The organism is Novosphingobium sp. 18050, from assembly GCF_902706195.1.
Taxonomy (GTDB): Bacteria; Pseudomonadota; Alphaproteobacteria; order Sphingomonadales; family Sphingomonadaceae; genus Novosphingobium.
On record NZ_CACSJO010000004.1, the window covers coordinates 78,327 to 102,672 of the forward strand.

A 24,346-nucleotide genomic window follows, 5' to 3' on the forward strand; every position below is an offset into this window, starting at 1 on the left:
GCGGCCTTCCCGCCTAAATGCGCGCACCATGCCGACACCCCTGACTTTCGCCGTGCCCAAGGGCCGTATCCTCGACGAAGCGTTGCCCCTGATGGCGCGCGCCGGTGTGGCGCCCGAGGCAGAGTTCCACGACAAGAAGTCGCGCGCGCTCTCTTTCGCCTGCGAAAACAGCAACATGCGGCTGATCCGCGTGCGCGCTTTCGACGTCGCGACTTTCGTTGCGCACGGCGCAGCGCAAGTCGGCATCGTCGGTTCCGACGTGGTAGAGGAATTCGCCTACTCCGACCTCTACGCGCCGGTAGACCTTAACATCGGTCATTGCCGCCTCTCGGTGGCGGAACTCGTGGGCGAAACCGGCGGGCCGCTGCCCTCGCACCTGCGCATCGCCAGCAAATACCCCAGCCTCACCCGCCGCCACTTCGAGAAGCTGGGCGTGCAGGCAGAGGTGGTGAAGCTGAACGGCGCGATGGAACTGGCGCCCATGCTCGGCCTGTCGAGCCGGATCGTTGACCTCGTCTCCACCGGCCGCACGCTGAAGGAGAACGGCCTGGTCGAAACGAGCCGCATCCTCGACATTTCCGCGCGCCTGATCGTCAACCGCGCCGCGCTCAAGACCGACGACCGCGTTGCCGCGCTGGTCGAGGCGTTCCGCGCCCTCGTGGCCGAGAAGGCCCCGGCCTGATGCTGCGCCTGTCCAGCAGCGATCCCGATTTCGTCGAGGCGTTCGCCCGCGTCGTCAGTGACCGGCGCGAAAGTGCGGTCGATGTCGCAGACGATGTCGCCGCGATCATCAAGGCAGTGCGCGCACGCGGCGACGAGGCGCTGGCCGAGTACACTACGAAATTCGACGGCCACGACCTCGACGTTACCGGCTGGCAGGTCGATGCACGGGCCTGCAAGGCCGCCTTCGACGACCTGACGCCAGAGCTTCGCAGCGCCCTCGAACTCGCCGCGACCCGCATCCGCGCCTACCACGAAGCGCAGCTTCCCGAAGACCGCGACTACACCGACGCTGCCGGAGTCCGGCTCGGCGCGACCTGGAGCGCGGTCGATGCCGCAGGTCTCTACGTTCCCGGCGGGCGGGCGGCCTATCCGTCTTCGCTGCTGATGAACGCCATTCCGGCCAAGGTCGCAGGGGTCGAGCGCCTCGTCGTCGTCACCCCGACGCCGAAGGGCGAAGTGAACCCGCTGGTCCTCGCGGCCGCGCACCTTGCCGGCGTGGACGAAGTGTGGCGCGTGGGCGGCGCCCATGCCGTCGCCGCACTCGCCTATGGCACAGGCCGCATCGCGCCCGTCGATGTGGTCACCGGCCCCGGCAACGCCTGGGTGGCCGAGGCCAAGCGCCAGCTTTACGGCGTCGTTGGTATCGACATGGTAGCCGGTCCCAGCGAAATCCTCGTCATCGCCGACGCGAAGAACGATGCGCGCAGGATCGCCGCCGACCTCCTCAGCCAGGCCGAGCACGACCCGACCTCGCAGTCGATCCTCATCACCGACGACAAGGTCTTCGCGCAAGCCGTTGCCGAGGCCGTCGAAGTGGAACTGGCCGCTCTCACCACGCAGGAAACCGCGCGGACCAGCTGGACCGACAACGGCGTCATCATCGACGTCGCCAGCTTCGACGAAGCCCCCGCGCTCGCTAACGCGCTCGCCGCCGAACACGTCGAGATCGCCACCGACGACCCGGAAAGCCTGATGCGCCGCATCCGTCACGCAGGCTCGGTGTTCCTTGGCCGCATGACGCCCGAAGCGGTCGGCGATTATGTCGCCGGCCCCAACCACGTCCTGCCCACCGGGCGGCGTGCGCGGTTCTCCTCGGGGCTTTCGGTTCTCGATTTCATGAAGCGCACCAGCTTCATCCAGCTCGACCAGGCGGCTCTGGAGGCCATCGGCCCCGCCGCCGTCGCCCTTGCCGATGCGGAAGGGCTTCCCGCGCACGCGCGCTCCATTTCCATAAGGCTCGGCCAGTCATGACCACCAGCAAGACCCAAGCAAAGCAGGCGCGCGCAGCCGCCCGTCTGTCCGCCGTTCAGGCGCTCTACCAGTTCGACATGGAAGGCACCCAGCTGCCCATCCTGCTCGACGAATTCCATCGCCACCGCCTCGGCATGGAGATCGACGACGCGCAGTTCGCCAAGGCCGACGTCGCGTTCTTCGATGACGTGGTGAAGGGCGTGGTCGCCCGCCGCGACGAGATCGACGAACTGCTGTCGTCCAAGCTCTCCGAGGGCTGGTCGCTTGGCCGTCTCGACAAGACCATGCTCCAGATCCTGCGCGCGGGCACCTACGAACTGATGGCCCGCCCCGACGTGCCGACGGGCGCCGCGATCACCGAATATCTAGACGTGTGTCACGCCTTCTTCGACTCGCGGGAGGCGAAGTTCCTCAACGGCGTGCTGGATTCGGTGGCGAAGTCGGTTCGCTGAGGCGGCGCCGAGGCTAAACTGAAGGAAACCCGTTCCGGCTGAGCTTCGACAAGCTAAGCCGGAACGGGCTTGAGAGTTTTATTGCCCTCCGCTCACCCACACAGGGTGAGCTTGTCGAATCCCCCTGATCGGGACACACTTGGCGCGAACAGTCATGCCCTCTGAATTCGCCCTCATCCACGCCCTGCGCGCGATAGCGACGGACCCCGCCGCACGCGCGCTGGCGGACGATGCCGCCGTGCTCGCAATTGGCGGCGAGAAGCTGGTACTGACGCTCGATACCGTGGTCGAGGGCGTCCACTACCTGCCTGACGACCCGCCTGCAGATGTGGCTTGGAAGCTGGTGGCGGTGAACGTCTCCGACCTTTCCGCCAAGGGCGCCCTGCCGCTGGGCTGCCTCTACTCGCACGCCCTTGGCGAGGATGAGTGGGACCGCGCCTTCCTCGAAGGGCTGGACGAAGCCTGCCGTCATTTCGGTATACCGCTGCTCGGCGGCGACACGGTTCGAATGCCAAAAGGCGCGGCGCGGAGCTTTTCTCTGACGGCGCTGGGCACCGGCCCCAAGGATTGCCCCGTACCCTGCCGCACCGCCGCCAAAGCCGGCGATCAGGTATGGGTCAGCGGGACCATCGGCGATGCCGGACTGGGCCTTGCCGCCGCAACCGGCATGCTAACCGGGCCGGCGGAACATCTGGAGGCTCTCACCGCACGCTATCGCCGCCCCATGCCGCAGCCGCGCCTCGGCGTGGCGCTCGCGCCGCTGGTTCATGCCATGATGGACATATCGGACGGTCTTCTCGTCGATGCGGCGCGAATTGTCGAAGCAAGCGGCGTGGCAATCAACATTGAGGCTGAGGCGGTGCCGCTCTCCGTCGCTCTGCAAGCAGTATCGGGCGACACGATCGACGCTCGCATCGCCGCGATGACGGCGGGCGACGACTACGAACTGCTGTTTACGGCTCCCCCTGAGAACGCCGCCCACATCCGTGAGGCTGCAAAAAAGCTCGGCCGCGACGCAACAGCAATTGGCACAGTCGATACTGGCGGCAGGCTGACCCTTGCTCATGCAGGTAGGCTGCTGCCCTTGCCCGAGCGCTTGGGCTACCAGCACTAAGCGATGATATCCCCCTCGTCCCGGACTTGATCCGGGCCGCTGGCAATACTTCAGGTCGAGGCTCGCGGATACGCGGGCGCAGCCCGGTCAGCACTCCCGAATCAAGTCCGGGATGATAAAACCATACCTCCTGCCACCGCCCGGATTCCAACCTGCTTGCCAGCCCTCTGGCTTGTCTATAGCCCTTGTGCCTTCGAGCGGGAAAAACTCGCCGAAACAACATAAACCCATTGGGAAGGGGGCGCTCAGTGAACTTGATCACGATCGCAATTGTCTTGGGACTACTCGCCATAGTCTATGGCTTCGTCACCTCTCGTCAGGTCCTCAGTTCTCCGGCAGGCTCTGAAAAGATGCAGGAGATCGCCGCCGCCATACAGGAAGGCGCTCAGGCCTACCTTAAGCGGCAGTACTCCACCATCGCCGTCGTCGGCGTCATCGTCGCCATCATTCTCGCGCTGACGCTGGGGCGGATTTCGGCCACCGGCTTCGTCATAGGAGCGATCCTCTCGGGCCTTGCCGGGTTCATCGGCATGAACATCTCGGTGCGCTCGAACGTGCGCACCGCCGCCGCCGCGCAGAAGGGTCTTCAAGCAGGCCTGACGCTGGCATTCCGCGCTGGCGCAATCACCGGCATGCTGGTGGCGGGGCTGGCTCTGCTCGCGATTTCGGTGTTCTTCTGGTATCTGACCGCGGTGGCTGGCCATACCGTGGGCGGTGAGGACCGCACCGTGGTCGAGGCGCTGACCGCCCTCGCATTCGGCGCGTCGCTGATCTCGATCTTCGCGCGTCTGGGCGGCGGTATCTTCACCAAAGCCGCCGACGTGGGCGCGGATCTGGTCGGCAAAGTCGAAGCCGGCATCCCCGAGGACGACCCCCGCAATCCCGCCGTCATCGCCGACAACGTGGGCGACAACGTCGGCGACTGCGCCGGCATGGCCGCCGACCTGTTCGAGACTTACGTCGTCACCGTAGGCGCGACGATGGTGCTTTCCGCGCTGCTGGTGAAGGATCTGGGCGACGCCCTGATGACCTTCATGACGCTGCCTCTGCTGATCGGCGGCGTGTGCATCGTCACCTCGATCATCGGTACGTATTTCGTGCGGCTGGGATCGAGCCAGAACATCATGGGCGCCATGTACAAGGGCTTCCTGGTCACCGCGATCCTCTCGATCCCGGCGATCTACGGGTGCATCTGGGTCGCCCAGCAGGGCGACATGGCCTCCCTGATCGGCAACCAGGCCTTCTCCGGCATGGACCTGTTCTGGTGCTCGCTGCTGGGCCTTGCCATTACCGGGCTGATCATCTGGATCACCGAGTATTACACCGGCACCCAGTACCGCCCGGTCCGCTCGATCGCCAAGGCTTCTGAGACGGGCCACGGCACCAATGTGATCCAGGGCCTTGCGATCAGCCTTGAGGCTACCGCGCTGCCGACCATCGTCATTGTGGCGGGGATCATCATCGCCTACCAGCTCGCCGGATTGCTGGGCATTGCCTATGCAGCCACCGCGATGCTGGCGCTGGCGGGCATGGTCGTCGCGCTCGACGCCTATGGTCCGGTCACCGACAATGCCGGCGGCATTGCCGAAATGGCCGGGCTGGACGATGACGTCCGCGCCAAGACCGATGCCCTCGACGCGGTAGGCAACACAACCAAGGCCGTGACCAAGGGCTATGCGATCGGTTCGGCGGGGCTTGCCGCGCTGGTACTATTCGCCGCCTACACCACCGACCTGCGTGAGTTCTTCCCGCAACTCGATGTCGATTTCAGCCTGGAGAACCCTTACGTCATCGTCGGACTCCTGCTCGGGGCGCTGCTGCCTTATCTGTTCGGGGCAATGGGCATGACCGCCGTGGGCCGTGCGGCGGGCGACGTCGTCCTCGACGTGCGCGCACAGTTCCGGGAGAAGCCGGGCATTATGACTTACACGGAAAAGCCCGACTATGCCCGTACAGTCGACCTCGTCACCAAGGCGGCGATCAAGGAGATGATCGTGCCCTCGCTGCTGCCGGTGCTGGCACCGATTGCGGTCTATTACGTAATCGGCTGGGTCGGCGGGCAGGCCAACGGCTTTGCGGCCCTTGGCGCGCTGCTGCTGGGCGTGATCGTCAGCGGTCTGTTCGTGGCGCTCTCGATGACATCGGGCGGCGGCGCGTGGGACAACGCCAAGAAGTACATCGAAGACGGCCACCACGGCGGCAAGGGTTCCGAAGCCCACAAGGCCGCAGTAACCGGTGACACGGTGGGCGATCCCTACAAGGACACCGCAGGGCCTGCGGTGAACCCGATGATCAAGATCACCAACATCGTCGCGCTGCTGCTGCTGGCGGCACTGGCGGCCGGGTGATCCACTGAACACCGTGAAGCCCCGCCGGCATGACGCCGGCGGGGTTTTCATTGATTGCCCCGCGCATCTCCGCGCTGTAATGAGAAGCGGATCCAGCGCTTCATCCCCGGCATCGCAGCGTTAGCATTTCCTTGATGGATGCCCGCTATCCTGCTGATGAACAGGCAATCCTTCAGCAATCGGGAAATCCGCCCAAGTGGCATTCGAGGCACACGACGCGATCGCGCCTGCGGCATCCGATGCCCTCGCTGCATTTCCGCGCCGGGTGCCTGACCCCATGCCTGGGCGCCTGACCTGCGTCCCCTGGCGCGACCTTGAGGCCGAGGTCCCCGCCTGGGACAACCTCGCCCGGGTCGCCAGCGAACCCAATCCTTTCTTCGAGAGCTGGTATCTTCTGCCCTCGCTGCGCCATCTCGCGCAAACCGATCCCGTCCGAATCTTGCGTTTCGAGCAAGACGGCGTACTGGCCGGGCTCCTGCCTGTAGTCCGCGCCGGGCGTTATTACCGCTGGCCGGTGCCGCACCTGTCGAGCTGGCTGCACACCAACTGCTTCTGCGGTGTTCCCCTAGTCGCGAAGGGCGCCGAGAAGGCGTTCTGGCAGGCCGTACTGCGCTGGGCGGACGACGAGCCCGGCGCGGCCCTGTTCATGCACTTGCGCGGCATCGTGCTCGGCGGTCCGCTTCACGCCGCGCTGGAAGCCGTCGCCGCCAATGACGGCCGGCTGATCGAAGTGGTCCATACCGAAGCCCGGGCGATGCTCGCCTCCGATCTCGCGCCCGAAGCGTATCTCGAAGCCTCTCTCTCGAGCAAGAAGCGCAAGGAACTGCGCCGCCAGGCCAACCGCCTTGCTGAAGAAGGCGCAGTCACCTTAGATCGCCGTACCGACGCGGACGATGTCGCCCCATGGTGCGAGAAATTCCTCGCGCTTGAGCGCGCAGGCTGGAAAGGCGAGGCCGGTTCTGCGCTCGGCTGCGACGAAGGCACCGCCCACCTGTTTCGCGAGAGCCTGAACGGCGCCGCCACACGCGGAAGGCTGGAGCGCCTCACCCTCACCCTCGACGGGCAGCCTCTGGCGATGCTGGCAACGTTTCTGACCGCGCCCGGTGCATATTCCTTCAAGACCGCCTTCGACGAGAACTTCGCACGCTTTTCGCCCGGGGTCCTGCTCCAGCGCGAGAACCTAGCGATGCTGGACCGCGAAGGCATCGCATGGAGCGACAGCTGTGCCAGCGCCGACCATCCGATGATCGACCATTTCTGGCGCGAACGGCGTGCCATCGGCCGGCTCTCCATCGCCATCGGCGGAACCTTGCGCCGTGCCGCGTTCCGCCACTTCGTGCGCGCCGAAACCGCGCGCCGCCCTGCCGGCCAGTCCCCTAGAGAGCAACCATGAACGCGTCTCCCAACCTCAGGCCCGGTGCCGTCTTTCCCGATGACGCGCGTGGGACTTTTGCCGCGAACTACCCGGAAGTACCACATAAGCTGACCCATACACTGCGCGCGCATCCGCTGATGGAGCTGGAAGCGCTGGCGGCATTGGCCGAAGCGCTGCCCGCGGCCTCGATCGAATACAACGCTGCCGACCAGCCCATCGGAGTCGATGGCAAGCCCGCGGCTACCGGCATACCGATCGGCCGGACCATCCGCGAGATCGAGACCACCCGGTCCTGGGCCGTCCTCAAGAACATCGAGCAGGACCCCGCCTATGCCGCGCTGCTCGCCGACCTACTCGCCGAAATTCGCCCTGCAATCGAGGCGCGCACCGGCAGGATGCTCAAAACGCAGGGTTTCGTCTTCGTAACTTCGGCAGGCGGCGTCACCCCCTACCACTTCGATCCCGAGCACAACATCCTGATGCAGGTGCGCGGCTCAAAGGTCATGACACAGTTCCCCGCCGGCGAGGCTTCCTACGCCCCCGACGAGATCCACGAGGCCTATCACACCGGCGGCGGACGCGAACTCAAGTGGCGCGAAGACTTGCTGCCAGGCGGGCGCGAATTCCCGCTGGAGGCAGGCGAGGCGCTTTACGTCCCTGTCATGGCCCCGCATTTCGTGCGCAACGGGCAGAAGCCTTCAGTCTCGCTCTCGATCACATGGCGCTCGGAATGGAGCTTTGCCGAAGCCGATGCGCGGGCCTTCAATGGCCTTCTGCGCAAGCTCGGCGTCAAGCCATCTCCGCCGGGCCGCTGGCCTGCCACGAACCGGGCCAAGGCGCTGGGCTGGCGGATCGCACGAAAGCTCGGCGTCGGCTGATCCCTCAGCCTTTCACCAGCGTCACTTGCGAGACGTCGATGCCACCGCCGAGAAAGCCGCCTTCGCAGTACATCAGGTAGTAGCGCCATAGCTGCACGAAACGCTCATCGAAGCCGTCAGGCAAGCGCCCCTCCTCCACCGCGACGTCGAAGTTGCGCCGCCACTCGCGCAAGGTACGGGCATAGTCGCCCCCGAAATTGTGCTGGTCTTCCCACGAAAGCCCACGCTCGGCGGCAAGAGCGCGGAACTCGCTCTCCTTGATGAGCATTCCGCCGGGGAACACATATGTCTGGATAAAGTCCGCGCTGGCGGCATAGCTCTCGAAGATTTCATCGCGGATCGAGATGTACTGAATACCGGCGCGCCCGCCGGAACGCAGGTTACGCGCCAGGCAATCGAAAAAGTCGGGCCAGTAGTCACGCCCGACCGCTTCCACCATCTCGACCGAGGCGATCGCGTCGTAGCGGCCGTGAACGTCACGGTAGTCCTGCTTGCGGAAGTCCACGCTGCCGGCGTCGAGCTGCCAGTAGGCGCGGGCATAGGCCAGTTGTTCGTCCGACAAGCTGATGGCATCGACCTCGACGTCCCGGTGGCTGGCTAGGAACGCTGCCAGCGTGCCCCAGCCGCAACCAATCTCCAGTACCTTGTCGCCCTGTGCCAGTTCCAGCCGCTCGATCATCGCGGTGACCTTGCCCGACTGCGCGCGGTCCAGTTCGGTGACGACCTGGCTCTCGGCGTTGGCGCGGCACTTAGGTGCTGAATAAAGCGCGCTGGAATAGATCATCGTCTCTCCCAGCCAGGCTCGGTAAAAGTCGTTGCCGAGATCGTAGTGGGCGTGAATATTCTTCAGCGAACCGGAGCGGGAATTGCTGTTGAGCCGGTGCAGAACCTTGCTCAGGAGCCGCCAGGGACCATGGGCGCGGGCGGCTCCGCCCAGCGCAGTCGCATTGGCCATGAACAGCGCGAACAACGGCACCGGATCGGGACTTTCCCATTCCTCCGCCGCCCAGGCCTGATACCAGCCCACCGAGCCGGCCGTCGCCAACCGCAGCAGCGCACGCCAGCTCTTGAGTTCGACCACCGCGTCGAAACCGGCATTGCGACCGCCCAGCAATCTCGACTGTCCGCCAGGCAATGTCGCCATGATCGAACCGCTGTGAAGACCCCGATCGATGCGGTCGAGAATCTTGTTAACCCCGCCCGACCAAAGACGCGCAAGCCATTGCGGCCCCGCGCCGATGGCCCGTCCGCCTTCAACAAGATCGCCGCCTCGCCCCGATGCCCGCGCATTCATAGCGCATGATATGGACTCGAATCGACCGCCCGGCAATTGCCCGAGGATGAAACTTCGCTAACCTGCTTTCGCGTTCTGCCAAGCCGCCAAAGCGCGCTCCCTTGCCTTCCGATGATCGACCAGCCGATCAGGATACCCCTTCGGCCGGGCCATCGGCGACGGATCGTGGATTTCGCCATCAGCCAGGTCGGACAGTTCGGGCACCCATTCACGTATATAGCCTGCGGAGTCGAACTTCTCCGACTGCGAGAGCGGCGCCATGATCCGCACGAACATATTGGCATCCACGCCCGAGCCCGCAGTCCACTGCCAGTTCACCGCATTAGAGCCATAGTCGGCATCGACCAGCGTGTCCCAGAACCACTGCTCGCCCTCACGCCAGTCCACCAGCAGGTGCTTCACCAGGAAACTGGCGGCGATCATACGCACGCGGTTGTGCATCCAGCCGGTGTGCCAAAGCTGGCGCATCCCGGCATCGACGATGGGATAGCCGGTGCGGCCCTGTTGCCACGCGGCTATCTGCGCGGTCACGTCGCCTCCGCTGCGCCACGGGAAATCGTCGAAGGGTTCGCGGGCCGATTTGGCGCCATAGTCCGGGTACTGGAGGATCACGTTCTGCGCATAATCGCGCCAACCCAACTCCCCTAGGAAAGTGCCTACCGAGCCGCCTGCATCTGCCACCGCGTGCCATATCTGCGCTGGCGAGATTTCTCCAAAATGCAGGTGCGGCGAGAGCATCGAGGTGCCCTCCACGCCCGGCAGGTTGCGCTGGCCTTCGTAGGCAGCCGCTTCTTCGATGAAGGCGTGAAGCCGCTTTTTTGCCCCCGCCTCGCCGGGCTCCCACGTATCGCACAGACCGCCCGCCCAGTCGGGTTTCGTGGGGAGCAGCGCCCAGTCCTCAAGGCTGTCTGACCGCGGCCACGAAGCCGGTGCGGCAATCACCTGCGGGCGGCGCTCCGGCTGCGGGGGCGGCAGGCGTTCGCGCAAGGTTCGCCAGAACGGGGTGTAAATCTTGTAGAGCCCGCCGGTGCCCGTCGTCACCGAACCGGGAGGGGCGAGATAATTGCCGTGGTGCAAGCACAGCTCAGTCTGCTTCGCCACCGCTTTCTCGGCATTGCGCCACCATGGTTCATAGTGATGCAAAGCGTGGATTTCCCTGGCGCCGGTTTCCTCGGCCAGGCGCGCCAGCACCTCCTCGCTCTTCCCCCTGCGCAAGATCAGCTGCGAACCCTTCTCCCGCAGCGCGGCATCAAGCCTGGCAAGCGAGTGATGCAGCCACCAGCGCGAGGCGCCGCCCATAGCACGGTGCCGGGGCGTCTCGTCGTCGAGAACGTAGACCGGGATCACGGAGCCTTTTCGAGCGGCCTCCGCGATGGCAGGCTGGTCGGAAAGGCGCAGGTCGCGCCGCAGCCAGACGATAACAGGGGAATTCATGGACACGCAACGCCTCTTGAAGAAGCGCGTTCCCTAAACCAATGGTCGTGGCTTCCGAAACCCTCACGCTGCCGAAACGCGGCTACCGTATCGATCCGCGCAAGGCGCTGGTGTGCGCCGGACTGTGCTGGCTGGGCGCGGCCATCACCGCATGGGCAGTGCAGAGCGGGCATGTCGCGGCGCTCGACCGCATCGGACTGCTATTCTGGCGCGATGATACCCTCCAGCCCGAGGGCCCCGCAGGCCTGCTGGAAGCCGTTCGCGACGTTACCGCACTGGGCGGCGTAGTCCTGCGGAACATTTTCGCGATCGCAGCCGTAATCGCACTGCTCTTCCTGCGATTGCGGCGCGAAGCCGCGCTGCTGGCGCTGACAGTCATCGGCGGGTGGGTGGTCAACAGCGCGCTCAAGGGACTGGTCGGCAGGCCCCGGCCGCAGATCGTGCCGCACCTCATGGAAGCGGGCGGCAACAGTTTCCCAAGCGGGCACAGCTTCAATGCCGCTGTAGTCTATATCGCCATAGCCCTGGCCTTCGCCGCCCTTGGCAACCGCGCGTCGGTGCGGGCGACCGTGATTGGCGGTGCCATGGCGATCAGCCTCGTCATTGCCTGGAGCCGTGTCTGGCTTGGCGTCCACTGGCCGAGCGACGTCGTTGCCGGATGGCTGGGCGGTGCCGGCTGGGCTTTCCTGGCGAGTGCCCTGCTCTACCGCCCGGCCAAGGCTACGGTCGACGCGGCCGAGGACATCAGCGAGCCGGACAACCGGGAACGAGCGTCGGAACCGTCGCGGAGACATTGAAGTTGCGGCTGAGCGCCGGGCCGGAAAAGCGCGCGTCGCCGAACGTCACCGTCGTCTGGCAGCCGTGCGGTTCGATCCGGGCTACCGGCATCTGGGACCAGGCGAGGAATTTCACGACTTCTGGAGTCGCCACGGCAGCGCGGCGGACCAACGGGTCGGCCATGTTGTCGGCCACGGGCTGACCGGCTTCGACGAGGGCAGTGAGCCCATGCAAGGGGTCGTAGCGCCCTTGCGTGATCGCTCCCCGCTCCCGCCAGATCACATCGCGGCGCCAGAACAGCAGCGGTTCGGGCGAGGCGAATATGCGGTCGGGGTTTGCCCGAAGCGGAGAATTGCCCGGTGCCTGCCACGCGAGCGCGGAGATGCCGATGTTCGCTGCGATGAAACCGATCACCCCCGCCAGCGCAGCAACGGCAGGCTTTCCCGCCGATCTGGCCCGGCGCTTCCAGCGCCCCCGCGCCAGCCACAGGCCGGCTCCCAGCATTGCCAACAGCCAGGGCGAGATGATGAACAGCCCATCGGTATGGAACCAGCGCGCGCTCGACGGTGACAGCAACTGGATTGCATAGATGTTCTGCAGGTCGAGCAGCGGATGGGTCAGCGCTCCCATATAGCAAAGCAACAGCAGCCATCCGGCGTTCATCGGCAGACCGCTTTTAAACACCGCGCCCCGGCGAATCTGCCAGTGGTCGAGCAACAGCAGTAGCCCTGCCAGCAAGGGCGGCATCAGCAACACCCCGCCGACAAGGCCATGGGTAAAGCCCCGGTGGGTGGCGAGCGGCACCCACGGCGCCCAGCCGAAAAATACGTCGATGTCCGGCATGTTGGCGGCAAGAACGCAGGCGGCCAGCCCTTTGCGGGTGCGGCGCTTCAGCCCCGTTTCGGCCAGAGCCCAGCCAACAAGGCTGTGGGTGAGATTATCCATGATCTACGGGGAGTTGCATCGCGCAGTACTATCAACTGCACAATGCGACATGGCAACCCGCGGCGTCGTAACTACGCTTGGGGTTTCATCCTATGCTGGCAATGACGGGCTCAAGGGCATGGAGCGCATCAATCCATCAAACCGTGTTTGTCACTCGGTGCCGCCACCGTCCACGTTTGTCCTTTAGACAGCAGTTTGCCGAGATCCGGCGTCTTGCCGGCGATCAGGGTGGCACGTTCCGCCACCACGGCGCTCTCGAACGTCGGCGCGGGATCGTCGTAGATCACCCCCAACGCCATAGGAAATGCGCCGAAAGGCATCTCCACCAGCATATGCGCCAGCCCCCGATTGCGCGGATTGTGAACAGCCACTCCTGCGGCTTGCCAATTCCCATCCACAACATCGACGACCTTCAGCGAAAGTGTCTCAAGATCTAGTGACAGTCCCTTGGTTTCCTTGGCGAAAAGCAAAGGTTCACCGTCCTTGCACATAATCTGGTTATCGGACGCAACCGCCTTGGCGGTGAAGTCGTCGAAGCGGTCCTTGTTGTAGACGATGCAGTTCTGGAAAATCTCGATGAAGGCCGCACCCTTATGGCGGTACGCGGCGATGAGGACTTCGGGCAGGTCCTTCGACACGTCGTACCCCCGGGCGACGAACCGCGCGCCCGCACCCAGCGCGAAGGCGCAAGGCAGCGCCGGACGGTCGACCGATCCGATCGGCGATGTCGGCGAAGGAGTGCCCACCCGGCTTGTCGGCGAATATTGCCCCTTGGTCAGGCCGTAAATCTCGTTGTTGAACAGCATGATCTGGCAGTCGAGATTGCGGCGCAGGATGTGCATCGTGTGGTTGCCACCGATCGACATACCGTCGCCATCGCCCGTCACCAGCCAGACGTCGAGTTCCGGGTTGGCCAGCTTTATCCCCGTCGCAAACGCCGGTGCGCGGCCATGTATGGTGTGGAAACCGTAGCTCTCGATATAATAGGGAAACCGGCTGGAGCAGCCGATGCCCGATACGAACACGGTGTTCTTCGGGTCCGCGCCGACCATCGGCAAAGTGCGCTGCACCGCCTTCAGGATCGCATAGTCGCCGCAGCCGGGGCACCAACGCACTTCCTGGTCGGTTTCCCAGTCCTTGAGGGTGGTCTGGATCGGGGTCATATCGTTCATGATGGGGCTTCCGTCCTCTCGCTCAAGGATGTTCGATTTCGGGGGCGGGGAGCTGGGTGTCGTTGACCGCCACCTCCCCGCCCTCGTTGCCGGTCACGCCGTTGAAGAAGCTGGCGATGGCCGCCTCGATTTCGGCGATGGCGAAAGGCTGGCCACTGGTCTTGGCCAGCGGCACCGCGTCGATCAGGAACTGGTCGCGCAGTACCGTCTTGAACTGGCCGGTGTTCATTTCCGGCACCAGCACATGCTCGAACCCACCAAGTAGTTCGCCCAGGTTCGCCGGCAATGGCCAGACATGCCGAACGTGGACGTGGCTCACATCGAGCCCTCTGCGCCGCGCCCGGCGCACGGCCTGATGGATCGGCCCGAAGGTCGAGCCCCAACCCAACACCGCCAGCCTGCCACGGGCCTCGCCCAGCGCCACGTCCTGCGGCGGGACATCATGGGCCAGCCCGTCGATCCTGGCTTTGCGCGCGTCCGTCTGCGCCTGATGGACGTCGGGGGCATAGTCGATATTGCCGGTGTCGATGGCCTTCTCGATCCCTCCGATGCGGTGCATGAGCCCGGGCGTGCCCGCCTTGATCCACGGCCGCACCCCGCGCGCGTCGCGCTTGTAGGGCAACACCTTGCCGCCGGGGTTGTTGCTTTCATCAAGGAAAGCCACCGGGAACGGCGTAAACGAGGCCGGATCTGGCACTTTCCAGGGTTCGGAGGCATTGCCAATGTAGCCGTCCGTCAGCAGGATCACCGGGGTCATATATGCTACCGCGATACGGCAGGCCTCGATCGCGCATTCGAAAGCGTCGGCGGGAGAGCGCGCGGCAATCACCGGCAGCGGCGCATCGCCGTTGCGCCCATATATCGCCTGATAGAGATCCGACTGCTCGGTCTTTGTCGGAAGGCCGGTCGAGGGGCCTCCGCGCTGCGAATTGACAATTACCAGCGGCAGCTCGGTCATGATCGCCAGCCCCATCGCCTCACCCTTGAGTGCGATGCCGGGGCCGGACGAGGATGTGACACCCAACTGCCCGGCATAGGACGCTCCGATCGCTGCACAGATCGCCGCAATCTCGTCCTCGGCTTGGAAGGTGGTAACGCCGAACTCCTTCATCTTCACGAGGTTATGAAGGATCGCCGATGCCGGAGTGATCGGATAACCGCCGAAGAACATCGGCAAATTCGCCAGTTGCGCCCCCGCGACAAGGCCGAGGCTGACCGCCTCCGCCCCTGTGATCGTGCGATAAAGGCCCGGCTCGCTGGCTACCGGATCGACATGCAGCTTCCTGAGCGGCCCGGCCAGTTCGGCGGTCTCGCCGTAAGCATGGCCCGCGTTGAGCGCAGCGATGTTCGCCTGAGCCAGCACCGGGCTTTTGGCGAACTTGGCGTTCAGCCAGTCGACCAGCGGCTGGCGGTCGCGGTCGAACATCCATAGCGCCAGCCCCAGAGTCCACATGTTCTTGCAGCGCAGCGCCTCCTTGTTGCCAAGGCCGAAGGGCTTCACCGCTTCCAACGTCAGCGCGGAGATATCGAAAGCCAGAACATCCCACCTGGCAAGGCTGCCGTCGTCCAGCGGACTGGCCTCGTACCGGGCTTTTTCGAGGTTGCGCCTTGTGAACTCCCCGGTGTCAGCGATCACGAGGCCACCGGGCTTCAGCGCCTGAACATTGGTCTTGAGTGCGGCCGGGTTCATCGCCACCAGCACGTCGGGAGCATCGCCGGCAGTGGTGATCTCGCTTGACCCGAAATTGATCTGGAAGGCGGAAACGCCGAACAGCGTGCCTTGAGGGGCCCGGATTTCGGCAGGAAAGTCAGGAAACGTGGCGAGGTCGTTACCGGCAAGTGCAGTGGACAGGGTGAACTGACCCCCGGTCAACTGCATCCCGTCACCAGAGTCGCCCGCGAAACGGACGACGACCGCTTCGGGAGAGGCTTCGTGTACGGATGCCTGCGCATCCTGCCCGGCCCCTTCCGCAGAACCGTATTGGGCAGATCGTGTCGCCATTTTCTGATCCTCTCCGGCAGTTTTCTGCCTGAAATTCCTCTCTCCCGAGGCTGCTCGCTCCTGCCATGGCTGGCAATTTAGAAAACTCTCGCGCAGACAAACCTGTCATTTGTCCGTCCGCATTAGCGGTCCGTTAGTGATGTGGACCACAATACCTGCTAGTCAAGAGGACTACCGTAGGCCATTCTTACCTGCCATGGTCGATGGCCCGGTGAAGCCGCTTTGGAATTCCTCTCAAGCACGTTCCCGTAAGCCCCTTTTGGCCTTGTTCCTTCAATTTCGGAAATACGCATCTCGATGAATGACTTTTCGTCCCTGCCCTACCGCCCCTGCGTGGGTGTCATGCTCGTAAATGCCGACGGCAAGGTTTTCGTCGGCAAACGAATCGACACGCGCGAAGGCGACTGGTGGCAGATGCCCCAGGGCGGCGTCGACGACGGCGAAGACCTCAAGGCTGCTGCTTTCCGCGAGCTGTGGGAAGAAACCGGCGTTACCAAGGAGCACGTCAAGTTGCTCTCGCAGACCAAGGAAGAACTGCTCTACGATCTGCCTGAGGAGCTTCTCGGCAAGCTGTGGAAAGGCAAGTACCGCGGCCAGCGCCAGCACTGGTTCCTCGCCCGATTTGACGGCAACGACGATGGCATCGACCTCGAAGCACACAAGCCGGCCGAATTCTGCGACTGGAAATGGGTGGACGCCGAGCTGCTGCCCGACCTCATCGTGCCATTCAAGAAACGGGTCTACCGGGCTGTTCTGGAAGAATTCCGCGCGCTGATCTGAGGCACTGCGACAACGCCCTTCGACAAGCTCAGGGTAAGCGGAGGTCAGTTCGAACTGTGATCGGGAGGGTCAGTTTGAACTGCCCCTCATCCCGCTCAGGCTGAGCCTGTCGAAGCCCGCTCACGCAGGCACAGGCGTTGTCGAGATTAGTTCTCCGAAACCACCGGCTTGGTCGTCACCGCATCAGCGCTGACCATGCGCGGCGAAGGCCCCTTGGCGATCGCTGCCGCCAGGTTCTGCGTTTCCGAGCAGGACTTGCCGCAAAGCGTCTGCAGTCGGGCCAGGTTGCGGTTGGCCTTCTCGGTCGCGCCTTTTTCGGCCAGCGCCATGCCCTCACCCGCGATGGCGACGAGATTGCGCGGATCGTTGTTCAGCGCGACGCGGTAATAGTGGAGCGCCTTGCCCTGCATGCCCTGACGACGCGTGGCTTCGGCAAGGCCCAGCAAAACCGTGACACTGCCCGGCTCCACTGTGAGCGCTGATTCATAAGCATCCACCGCACCATCGATCTGTCCCGCCGCCAACGCGCTACGCCCTTCGGCGATCAGCGCGAGTGCACGCGGGTCGAGCGCCTGGGCCGATTGGGAATGCGAGACGCTCGATGAAATGACCGCAATAAGGGAAAGAGCAACAGCAACGGGCATATAGCGCATCAGCAGGTCCTTGGCCGAGGTCTTCGTCCTCATCATAGCCTTTGACGCTATCACAGCCGGACGAAGCGTGCGACGAAAAAGCCGTCGGTTCCGTCATGATACGGAGACAATCTGAGGCCCGCTCCGCGCTGAGTGCCTGCCGGCAACACCGGGGTTTCAGCGCGAAAGCCGGGATTGCGGGCAAGGAAGTCCTCTGCCTGCCGCGCGCCTTCCGCATCGAGCAGCGAGCAGGTAACGAACACCAGACGCCCGCCCGGCCGAACCAGCCTCGCCGCGATGTCGAGCAGACGCGACTGGATCGAGCCATAGCGGACCAGCTGCTTGTCGGTCAGGCGCCAGCGTGCCTCGGGGTTGCGCCGCCAGGTGCCGGTGCCCGAACAGGGCGCATCGACCAGCACTGCATCGGCCTTGTCCTCGAAGGGGGCAAGCGCCTCCATTTCGCGATTGGCATCGAGCAGCAGGGTCTCGATGCCCGTCGCCCCGGCGCGTTCTGCGCGGGGTGCCAGGCGCGAAAGGCGCGCGCGGTCGGCGTCGGCGGCGATCAGCCTGCCGGTATTCTCCATTGCAGCGGCAAGGGCGAGGGTCTTGCCTCCTGCCCCCGCGCACAAGTCGATCACCGTCTCACCGGGACGCGCGGCAACGACTTCGCAGGTGAGCTGCGAGCCGGTGTCCTGCACTTCGACCATGCCTTCAAGATAGGCGCTGGTCTGTTCGATCCGGGTTTCGGGTGGATATCGCCAGCCATTGGCAGCGACGGTGCGCTGACCGCCCTCGGGCAGTTCCAGCGTACCCGCTCGCAGCGTATTGACGCGAATGTCGAGCGGAGCGCGGTCCAGCAGCGCTTCTGCCTCCGCCGCGTCGATGCCGCTCTCGGCAAAACGCTGCATGAGCCATGCCGGGGCGACGCCGCCCGCAGCGGCCCGCTCCCCCGCCCCAATGGCTGCGGGAGCATGGCGCGAGCCATCGAATAACGCGGAAACCTGAGGATCTTCCCCGGCAACGCGCAGCATTGCCGCGCGGCCGGTTTCGGGCACTTCACCACAGAGGCGGATCGCGCGGTAGGCCAGTTCGCGCACGGCGCGGCGGTCACCGCTGCCGGCGAAGCGGCGCGTGCGGAACCAGTCGCCGATCAGGCGATCGGCCGGCGCGCCGTTCGAACGTGCGGCCTCGATCACAAGATCGAGGACTTCGATCGCGGCCTGGACGCGGGCGGCGGGGGTCATGAAATTCTTACCCGGTACGGAAAGGCTGCTCGCAAGACGACGAGGGGGCACGCGGTTTCGCGCGTACCCCTCCACCATCGCTGCGCGATGGTCCTCCTCCCCGCTTCGGGGAGAAGCACCTGATTATCAGCGCGTGGGATAGTTCGGCGCTTCGCGGGTGATCGTCACGTCATGGACGTGGCTCTCGCGAAGGCCCGCATTGGTAATACGGATAAACTTCGAATTGCGGCGCATGTCGTCGATGGTCGGCGAGCCGGTGTAGCCCATCGCCGCCTTGATACCGCCGACCAGCTGGTGGATCACGTCGCGCGCCGGCCCCTTGTAGGCGACCTGACCTTCGATGCCCTCGGGAACCAGCTTCATCTGGTCCTTGATGTCGCCCTGGAAGTAGCGGTCGGCCGAACCCCGGCCCATCGCGCCCACCGAGCCCATGCCGCGGTACGACTTGTAGGCGCGGCCCTGATACAGGAACGTTTCGCCCGGCGCCTCTTCGGTTCCGGCCAGCATCGAGCCGACCATGATCGTCGAGGCACCGGCGGCAAGCGCCTTGGCCGCATCGCCCGAAGTGCGCAGACCGCCATCGGCGATCACCGGAACCCCCGACTTGTCGGCTTCCTCGGCGGCTTCCATGACGGCGGTGAGCTGCGGCACGCCGACGCCGGCAACGATGCGCGTGGTGCAGATCGAGCCGGGGCCGATGCCCACCTTGATGCAGTCCGCACCGGCATCGATCAGCGCGCGCGCTGCTTCAGCGGTGGCAACGTTGCCGGCGATGACCTGCGCCGAGTTGGACAGGCGCTTAACGCGCTCGACGGCCAGTGCCACGTCCTTGTTGTGACCATGCGCGGTGTCGATGACGACCACGTCGCACTCAGCGGCGAGCAGCGCCTCGGTGCGCTCGAAGCCCTTGTCGCCCACGGTGGTAGCGGCGGCAACGCGCAGACGGCCGGCACCGTCCTTGGTGGCGTCGGGGTAGGTAACGGCCTTCTCGATGTCCTTGACGGTGATGAGACCGACGCAGTGGAAGCTGTCATCCACGACCAGCAGCTTCTCTATCCGGCGGTGGTGCAGGAGGCGGCGAGCCTCTTCCTTGCCGACGCCGATCCCCACCGTGGCGAGGTTCTCATGCGTCATCAGTTCGCGCACCGGCTGCATCGGGTTGTCGGCAAAGCGCACATCGCGGTTGGTGAGGATACCCACCAGACGGCCCGAAGCCTCGACCACCGGGATGCCGCTGATCTTGTTGGCGAGCATCAACGCCTGCGCCTGGCCCAAGGTGGCATTGGGATCGATAGTGATGGGATTGACCACCATGCCGCTCTCATAGCGCTTTACCTGGCGGACGGCGGCGCACTGCTCTTCAATGGTAAGGTTGCGGTGAAGCACGCCGATGCCGCCCATCTGGGCCATGGCAATCGCCATGTCGGCCTCGGTCACGGTGTCCATGGCCGAGGAAATGACCGGGATGTTGAGCCCGATGGTGCGGGTCAGCATGGTACGCGTATCGGCCTGGGTAGGCACGATGTCGGACTTTGCTGGACGCAGCAACACGTCGTCGAAAGTAAGTCCGAGCTGGATATCCATGTGCGCCACCAATGCCTTTACGGGGAGAATCGTGGCGGCCCATGTAATCAAAGGCACCCCCGGGCGCTAGGGGGTCATTTCGCGGGTTGGGGAGACTTTACCGCGGTTTTGGTGGATGGACCAGCAACGGGCACCCTGCGGGTATCCGCAAACCAGCGCCCCAGGGCGGTCAGCATCTTCACATCGTCGACCGCGCCCTGGAGTTGCAGCGGGCGTGAAAGGTCGTCGCTGGGCCGATGGTAATCGCTATCAAAAAAGGCGCGCATCCGGTCGATATCGCCGTAAGCCGTGGTGACCATTACCGCCGGAATATCGTGCTGGAGCAAGGCCCAACCGTCCTGTCGCTTGACGAATTCGTTGGCCTTGTCGTCCTCGCGCAGTTTGAAGCCTTCGGCCTTGGCGACACGGGCGATGTCCTTGTCCAGCCCGGTCATGCCGCGCCCGACGATGGCAAAAGGCGTCTTGTGCGGAGCGATGGCGATCGAATCGATGTTGAAGGCCGCGACGATCTTTTCCAGCGGGAGCGGCGGTTCCTCGGCAAAGGCATGGGCGCCCAGCAGGCCCAGTTCCTCACCCGTGGTGGCGAGGAAATAAACGTCTCGGTCCATCTGCGGAGTACGTGCCAGGCGGCGGGCGATCTCGGTCAGCGCAGCAACGCCGCTGGCGTTGTCTATCGCGCCGTTGCAGATCACGTCTTCGGCCGGAGCCTCGCCGCATTCTCCGAAATGGTCCCAATGGGCCACGAACATCACGGCCCCAGCCTGCTTGTTACGGCCCGGCAGCTTACCGATGAGGTTGTGGGTGCGGATCGTCGTCTCATTCGTACTGGCTTCCAGCGAGGCGGTGACGTCCAGCATGATCGGCACGAAATCGGGAGCGGCGGCCGCCGCTTCCAGCGACGCGAGGCTATGTGCGGTGCCCTTGAGCAGGGTTTCCATGGTTGCGCGGCTTACGAACGCCTCAAGGTCGCCGCCCAGCGAATCCTCGGACAGGGCATAACCGGTGCGCTGGCGCCGCGCAGTGACCGCTTCAAGACTGCGCTCCCCGTCGAGGACGGTCAACACCGCCGAGGCACCCTGTGTCAGCAGGTTGTTCTGCCGGGCGCTGTCCGGCGTATCGCCGTCAAGCACGACCGCGATGCGGCCTGCCAGTTCGGTGCGGGTAAAGTCCTGGCTGCGCGCCTTGCCCACGAACAGCAGCGGCGCATTGCGCACCAGACTGCGCTTGCCGGAAGTCAGGACCAGCACATCCCTGGGTGCGATCGTCGTGCGGTAACCCCGGCGCAGGAATTGGGCAGTGCCCGTCTCCGGCTGCCGAGCAACAAGGGTAACGGGAGCAAACCACTCGTTCCCGGGATCGTTGGTGCCCGAGACGAGACCGATGTCGAACCACTGCCGGGCGAGATAGCGCAAGGTCTTTGCCTCACCCTCGGTGCCGGGTTCGCGGCCGTCAAAATCGTCGCTGGCGAGCATCTCGATGTGCGCGCGCAGAAGGGTCTCGATCTCACGGTCGGCGCGGCTGACGCTGGCGGCAATCATGGACACAGGTATCAGGGCAGCCGCAAGCGCCAAGCCTGCAGCCGTTTTCCACACCCATGCCCCTACTGTAAAAGCACCCGCCTTCATCGTCCGACACCTATACGACACAAAATCGGCAGCGGTTGAAAAATCTCCGCAGCTGTGGGCACTTCAGCACATTTTTAGAAACTCCGCCCGCGATATGGCGCCTGTGCGCAACACCCATGCGGGTAGAGGAACTCGCGCAGCCGTTGCGAATTGATCTGCTCGCTGCGACAAGACTGGGACGGCAGAAACACAGGGAAGGACTATTCACCGATGCGGCTCACCAGGTTCGATCCCTCCAACATCCGCGTGACCGGGGGCGGTGGCGGCTTTCCCGGCGGGGGCGGCGGCAAGATGGGCTGCGGCACATTGGTGATCGTGCTGATCGGCGCGCTCGTCTTCGGGGTCGATCCTGGACAGATGCTCGGCACGATCCAGGGCGTTCAGCAGCAGTCCTCGGCACCTTCGCAGAATTCCGCTCAGAATTCCGAACTGAAGAGCGTGGAAGAACTTTGCACGGCCAATGCTTATGCGACCGAATCGTGCAATGCGCTCGATTCGCTCAACCGCACCTGGCAACCGCTGTTCCAGAAGTCGAATATCGCCTTCGACCAGCCTACCCTGCATTTCTACACCGGCGGCACTCAAAGCGGCTGCGGCGCGGCGCAAAGCGCGATGGGCCCATTCTACTGCCCCGCCGATCAGGGCATCTACATCGACACCAGCTTCTACGACCAGCTTGAGCGCCAACTAGGCGCCGGGGGCGATTTCGCGCGTTACTATGTGATCGCTCATGAGTATGGCCACCATATCCAGAAGCTGACCGGCATGAACACGCAGGTCCGACAGGAACAGCAGCGCAATCCCTCGCAGTCCAATGCGCTTCAGGTAAAGATGGAACTTCAGGCGGACTGCTATGCCGGGGTCTGGGCCGGAAAGAACGGCAATCTGATCGACCCGGGCGACATGGAGGAAGGTCTCACCGCTGCCAGCGCCATTGGCGACGATACCCTCATGAAGAACGCCGGCCAGGCCGTCAGTCCGGAGAGCTTTACCCACGGTTCCAGCGCCGAACGCATGCGCTGGTTGAAGCGCGGGCTCGATACCGGGAACGAGGACGCCTGTGACACGTTCACGTCAGTGAAATGAAATTGCGCAGGTCCGGTCGACCTGCGGGCACGACGGCGCGGTTCGATCGGGCAACTCCACAGTGGAGGTCGCCGCGCCGGAACGGAAAAAAGGATACAGGGATGCGCAAATACTGGCTCAATGCGGTCGTGGTCACGGGAATTCTCGCGACTCCCGCAATCGCCCGGCAGGACGACAAGGCAATCACCAACCGTGATCCAGATGCCGTGGACGTCGCTAAGACTCCGATCAACGATCTCAACGTGGGCCGGGACGGCGAGATACCGGCCCTGCTGGTGAAGGCAACCGCGGAACCCTATGCCATGGCGGGACTGGGCAAGTGCCGCCAGATCGCCGGCGCAATCCAGGAACTCGACGAAGTGCTCGGCCCGGACATCGACCTGCCCCAGGCCGAGCGTGATCGCATCAGCGCCGGCCGCGTCGGCAAGTGGGTGGTCGCTTCGTTCATCCCTTTCCGCGGGCTGATCCGCGAAGTGTCGGGCGCGAATGCACAGGACCGCAAGGTCAATGCAGCGATCCAGGCCGGCCTTACCCGGCGCGGCTACCTCAAAGGTCTGGGCCAGGCGAAGGGATGCCGTTATCCGGCGTCACCCGCGCCGGCCAGCGTCGTCCAGGCGCGTCTCGACGAGATGAAGGCTATGGAAAAGAAGGACGGCAAGGACGGCAAGAAAAAAGGCAGGGAAGATGACGAACTGGCCTTCAAGTCCGAACCCGACGTAAAGCAGCCCGCGCCTAAGAACTGAGGCGCTGCTCGGGCGCTCGTCCGCCGCCCCCGCAGGACGACGGCCCCGGCTTTCCCGTTGTCATGGCAGGCCCAACATCTCGGCCGGGATGATGAGGAGAATTGCCGGATGAGATTTCCCAACCGCCTCGCACTACCGCTGGTCGGCGCGTTCGCCCTTATCGTCTCCGGTTGCGGCGGCAGCGGCGAGCAGCCCGCACCAGCTCCCTCCAGCGACGCTGCCGTCCAAAGCGCCGATACTGCGACGAGCGAGGCGGCCTCGCCGGTATCTGCATCGACCCTTGCTGCCGAACAAGGCCCAGCGCCCGCTACTCAGGCGCCTTCATCTTCCGGCCCCATCTCCTGTGCTGCAGACATCGGTGAAAGCGCCGCGCGCAAACTGGTCGCGCAGTGCCGGGAAGTTTCGCCGGCCACGCGGCCGCCGTGCAATGCGGAAAACTCCTGCGCCATGATCCGTAACGAAGTCGCCCGCGGCTGCGCCATTCTTGGCGAGGATTTCGCCAAGACATCCGCTTGCGCATCCGATCCGATCGGCCGCGAAGCCGCAGCCGATGTCGTCCGGCGCTTTTACGAAGCCGTCAACGCGCGTGATTATCCCGCAGCATGGTCACTGTGGGGCCCTGGCGGCAATCCCATGCAAACGCTTGGCCAGTTCGCCAGCGGCTATGCCCATACCCGCCGGACCCATGCCGAGATCGGCAAGGTTTCGAGTGTAGAAGGCGGGGCCGGTTCGATCTATGTGACGGTGCCGGTGACCATCGACGCCGAACTCGACGATGGCAAACACCAGCGCTTCACTGGCAGCTATGAACTGCGCCAGATCAACCGCGGCATGGGCGTCTCGCAAGGCTGGCACATCACCACCGCTAAGCTGCGCCCTGTCTGACG

At 64.5% G+C, this 24,346-nt stretch carries 21 protein-coding genes; 12 read left to right on the forward strand and 9 right to left on the reverse strand.

Features of this window, described 5'->3' with window-relative positions:
• The first annotated feature begins 28 nt into the window (after positions 1-28).
• The 7 genes from hisG to GVL61_RS06210 all read left to right on the forward strand — a co-directional run bounded on the left by hisG (position 29) and on the right by GVL61_RS06210 (position 8,141).
• Positions 29-682, forward strand: coding sequence for an ATP phosphoribosyltransferase (gene hisG / locus GVL61_RS06180; protein ID WP_159978088.1), 654 nt, complete (start codon positions 29-31; stop codon positions 680-682).
• Complete coding sequence (hisD, locus tag GVL61_RS06185) at positions 682-1,974, forward strand: histidinol dehydrogenase (RefSeq protein ID WP_159978090.1); 1,293 nt, start codon at positions 682-684, stop codon at positions 1,972-1,974. Before hisG ends, hisD begins: the two co-directional genes overlap by 1 nt.
• Positions 1,971-2,426, forward strand: coding sequence for a transcription antitermination factor NusB (gene nusB, locus GVL61_RS06190; protein WP_159978092.1), 456 nt, complete (start codon positions 1,971-1,973; stop codon positions 2,424-2,426). The genes hisD and nusB overlap by 4 nt, the downstream gene beginning before the upstream one ends.
• 154 nt (positions 2,427-2,580) lie before the next feature.
• Positions 2,581-3,540: a thiamine-phosphate kinase gene (gene thiL, locus GVL61_RS06195; RefSeq protein WP_159978094.1), complete on the forward strand. Its 960-nt coding sequence runs from the start codon at positions 2,581-2,583 to the stop codon at positions 3,538-3,540.
• 248 nt (positions 3,541-3,788) lie between these two features.
• Positions 3,789-5,888, forward strand: a complete 2,100-nt coding sequence (locus GVL61_RS06200; RefSeq protein WP_159978096.1) for a sodium-translocating pyrophosphatase — start codon at positions 3,789-3,791, stop codon at positions 5,886-5,888.
• Between the two features lie 196 nt (positions 5,889-6,084).
• Positions 6,085-7,281 (forward strand): GNAT family N-acetyltransferase, encoded by a 1,197-nt coding sequence (locus tag GVL61_RS06205; RefSeq protein WP_235037548.1) that lies wholly within the window; start codon positions 6,085-6,087, stop codon positions 7,279-7,281.
• The gene (locus GVL61_RS06210; protein WP_159978098.1) at positions 7,278-8,141 is read left to right on the forward strand and encodes a transcriptional regulator; all 864 of its coding nucleotides are present in this window, start codon (positions 7,278-7,280) and stop codon (positions 8,139-8,141) included. Before GVL61_RS06205 ends, GVL61_RS06210 begins: the two co-directional genes overlap by 4 nt.
• A 4-nt stretch (positions 8,142-8,145) precedes the next feature.
• Here GVL61_RS06210 and GVL61_RS06215 read toward each other — a convergent pair whose 3' ends face one another.
• Together GVL61_RS06215 and GVL61_RS06220 are read right to left on the reverse strand one after the other, a co-directional pair.
• Positions 8,146-9,435, reverse strand: a complete 1,290-nt coding sequence (locus tag GVL61_RS06215) for a cyclopropane-fatty-acyl-phospholipid synthase family protein (protein WP_159978100.1) — start codon at positions 9,433-9,435, stop codon at positions 8,146-8,148.
• Positions 9,436-9,492: 57 nt separating this feature from the next.
• Positions 9,493-10,869 (reverse strand): deoxyribodipyrimidine photo-lyase, encoded by a 1,377-nt coding sequence (locus GVL61_RS06220; protein WP_159978102.1) that lies wholly within the window; start codon positions 10,867-10,869, stop codon positions 9,493-9,495.
• A 41-nt stretch (positions 10,870-10,910) separates the two neighbouring features.
• On the opposite strand from GVL61_RS06220, the gene GVL61_RS06225 reads away from it, so the two are divergent.
• Entirely contained in the window at positions 10,911-11,666 is a 756-nt protein-coding gene (locus tag GVL61_RS06225; RefSeq protein ID WP_159978104.1) for a phosphatase PAP2 family protein, read from the forward strand.
• Here the strand turns inward: GVL61_RS06225 and GVL61_RS06230 are convergent.
• The 3 genes from GVL61_RS06230 to GVL61_RS06240 all read right to left on the reverse strand — a co-directional run bounded on the left by GVL61_RS06230 (position 11,614) and on the right by GVL61_RS06240 (position 15,765).
• Positions 11,614-12,591, reverse strand: a complete 978-nt coding sequence (locus tag GVL61_RS06230; RefSeq protein ID WP_159978106.1) for a metal-dependent hydrolase — start codon at positions 12,589-12,591, stop codon at positions 11,614-11,616. The two genes, GVL61_RS06225 and GVL61_RS06230, sit on opposite strands and share 53 nt — an antisense overlap.
• A gap of 128 nt (positions 12,592-12,719) precedes the next feature.
• Entirely contained in the window at positions 12,720-13,763 is a 1,044-nt protein-coding gene (locus tag GVL61_RS06235; RefSeq protein ID WP_159978108.1) for a 2-oxoacid:ferredoxin oxidoreductase subunit beta, read from the reverse strand.
• 22 nt (positions 13,764-13,785) lie between these two features.
• Positions 13,786-15,765, reverse strand: coding sequence for a 2-oxoacid:acceptor oxidoreductase subunit alpha (locus GVL61_RS06240; RefSeq protein WP_159978110.1), 1,980 nt, complete (start codon positions 15,763-15,765; stop codon positions 13,786-13,788).
• A gap of 297 nt (positions 15,766-16,062) precedes the next feature.
• Here GVL61_RS06240 and GVL61_RS06245 point away from each other — a divergent pair, with 297 nt between their 5' ends.
• On the forward strand, positions 16,063-16,545 hold the full coding sequence (locus GVL61_RS06245) for an RNA pyrophosphohydrolase (RefSeq protein ID WP_159978112.1): 483 nt from the start codon (positions 16,063-16,065) through the stop codon (positions 16,543-16,545).
• 146 nt (positions 16,546-16,691) lie between these two features.
• On the opposite strand, the gene GVL61_RS06250 is transcribed toward GVL61_RS06245, so the two are convergent.
• From GVL61_RS06250 to GVL61_RS06265, 4 genes are all read right to left on the reverse strand, one after another.
• Positions 16,692-17,234, reverse strand: coding sequence for a hypothetical protein (locus tag GVL61_RS06250; protein WP_159978114.1), 543 nt, complete (start codon positions 17,232-17,234; stop codon positions 16,692-16,694).
• Positions 17,235-17,248: 14 nt separating this feature from the next.
• Positions 17,249-18,421, reverse strand: coding sequence for an RsmB/NOP family class I SAM-dependent RNA methyltransferase (locus tag GVL61_RS06255; RefSeq protein WP_159978116.1), 1,173 nt, complete (start codon positions 18,419-18,421; stop codon positions 17,249-17,251).
• Positions 18,422-18,547: 126 nt separating this feature from the next.
• A complete protein-coding gene (guaB, locus tag GVL61_RS06260; protein WP_159978118.1) occupies positions 18,548-20,005 on the reverse strand; it encodes an IMP dehydrogenase in 1,458 nt (485 codons plus the stop codon).
• A 74-nt stretch (positions 20,006-20,079) separates the two neighbouring features.
• Positions 20,080-21,543, reverse strand: a complete 1,464-nt coding sequence (locus GVL61_RS06265) for a M28 family peptidase (RefSeq protein ID WP_235037549.1) — start codon at positions 21,541-21,543, stop codon at positions 20,080-20,082.
• Positions 21,544-21,840: 297 nt separating this feature from the next.
• Here GVL61_RS06265 and GVL61_RS06270 point away from each other — a divergent pair, with 297 nt between their 5' ends.
• From GVL61_RS06270 to GVL61_RS06280, 3 genes are all read left to right on the forward strand, one after another.
• Positions 21,841-22,716 carry a neutral zinc metallopeptidase gene (locus GVL61_RS06270; protein ID WP_159978122.1) on the forward strand — a complete coding sequence of 292 codons (876 nt, stop codon included), beginning with the start codon at positions 21,841-21,843 and terminating at the stop codon, positions 22,714-22,716.
• Positions 22,717-22,817: 101 nt separating this feature from the next.
• Positions 22,818-23,459 (forward strand): hypothetical protein, encoded by a 642-nt coding sequence (locus tag GVL61_RS06275; protein WP_159978124.1) that lies wholly within the window; start codon positions 22,818-22,820, stop codon positions 23,457-23,459.
• Positions 23,460-23,567: 108 nt separating this feature from the next.
• The gene (locus GVL61_RS06280) at positions 23,568-24,344 is read left to right on the forward strand and encodes a hypothetical protein (protein WP_200844868.1); all 777 of its coding nucleotides are present in this window, start codon (positions 23,568-23,570) and stop codon (positions 24,342-24,344) included.
• Positions 24,345-24,346: the final 2 nt, after the last annotated feature.

Excerpts from the sequence above, each read along its gene's own strand:
- hisG (WP_159978088.1), top strand. The coding sequence starts at position 29 with ATGCCGACACCCCTGACTTTCGCCGTGCCCAAGGGCCGTATCCTCGAC.
- hisD (WP_159978090.1), top strand. The coding sequence starts at position 682 with ATGCTGCGCCTGTCCAGCAGCGATCCCGATTTCGTCGAGGCGTTCGCC.
- nusB (WP_159978092.1), top strand. The coding sequence starts at position 1,971 with ATGACCACCAGCAAGACCCAAGCAAAGCAGGCGCGCGCAGCCGCCCGT.
- thiL (WP_159978094.1), top strand. The coding sequence starts at position 2,581 with ATGCCCTCTGAATTCGCCCTCATCCACGCCCTGCGCGCGATAGCGACG.
- GVL61_RS06210 (WP_159978098.1), top strand. The coding sequence starts at position 7,278 with ATGAACGCGTCTCCCAACCTCAGGCCCGGTGCCGTCTTTCCCGATGAC.
- GVL61_RS06215 (WP_159978100.1), bottom strand. The coding sequence starts at position 9,435 with ATGAATGCGCGGGCATCGGGGCGAGGCGGCGATCTTGTTGAAGGCGGA.
- GVL61_RS06220 (WP_159978102.1), bottom strand. The coding sequence starts at position 10,869 with ATGAATTCCCCTGTTATCGTCTGGCTGCGGCGCGACCTGCGCCTTTCC.
- GVL61_RS06225 (WP_159978104.1), top strand. The coding sequence starts at position 10,911 with ATGGTCGTGGCTTCCGAAACCCTCACGCTGCCGAAACGCGGCTACCGT.
- GVL61_RS06230 (WP_159978106.1), bottom strand. The coding sequence starts at position 12,591 with ATGGATAATCTCACCCACAGCCTTGTTGGCTGGGCTCTGGCCGAAACG.
- GVL61_RS06235 (WP_159978108.1), bottom strand. The coding sequence starts at position 13,763 with ATGAACGATATGACCCCGATCCAGACCACCCTCAAGGACTGGGAAACC.
- GVL61_RS06240 (WP_159978110.1), bottom strand. The coding sequence starts at position 15,765 with ATGGCGACACGATCTGCCCAATACGGTTCTGCGGAAGGGGCCGGGCAG.
- GVL61_RS06245 (WP_159978112.1), top strand. The coding sequence starts at position 16,063 with ATGAATGACTTTTCGTCCCTGCCCTACCGCCCCTGCGTGGGTGTCATG.
- GVL61_RS06250 (WP_159978114.1), bottom strand. The coding sequence starts at position 17,234 with ATGATGAGGACGAAGACCTCGGCCAAGGACCTGCTGATGCGCTATATG.
- GVL61_RS06255 (WP_159978116.1), bottom strand. The coding sequence starts at position 18,421 with ATGACCCCCGCCGCCCGCGTCCAGGCCGCGATCGAAGTCCTCGATCTT.
- guaB (WP_159978118.1), bottom strand. The coding sequence starts at position 20,005 with ATGGATATCCAGCTCGGACTTACTTTCGACGACGTGTTGCTGCGTCCA.
- GVL61_RS06265 (WP_235037549.1), bottom strand. The coding sequence starts at position 21,543 with ATGATTGCCGCCAGCGTCAGCCGCGCCGACCGTGAGATCGAGACCCTT.
- GVL61_RS06270 (WP_159978122.1), top strand. The coding sequence starts at position 21,841 with ATGCGGCTCACCAGGTTCGATCCCTCCAACATCCGCGTGACCGGGGGC.
- GVL61_RS06275 (WP_159978124.1), top strand. The coding sequence starts at position 22,818 with ATGCGCAAATACTGGCTCAATGCGGTCGTGGTCACGGGAATTCTCGCG.
- GVL61_RS06280 (WP_200844868.1), top strand. The coding sequence starts at position 23,568 with ATGAGATTTCCCAACCGCCTCGCACTACCGCTGGTCGGCGCGTTCGCC.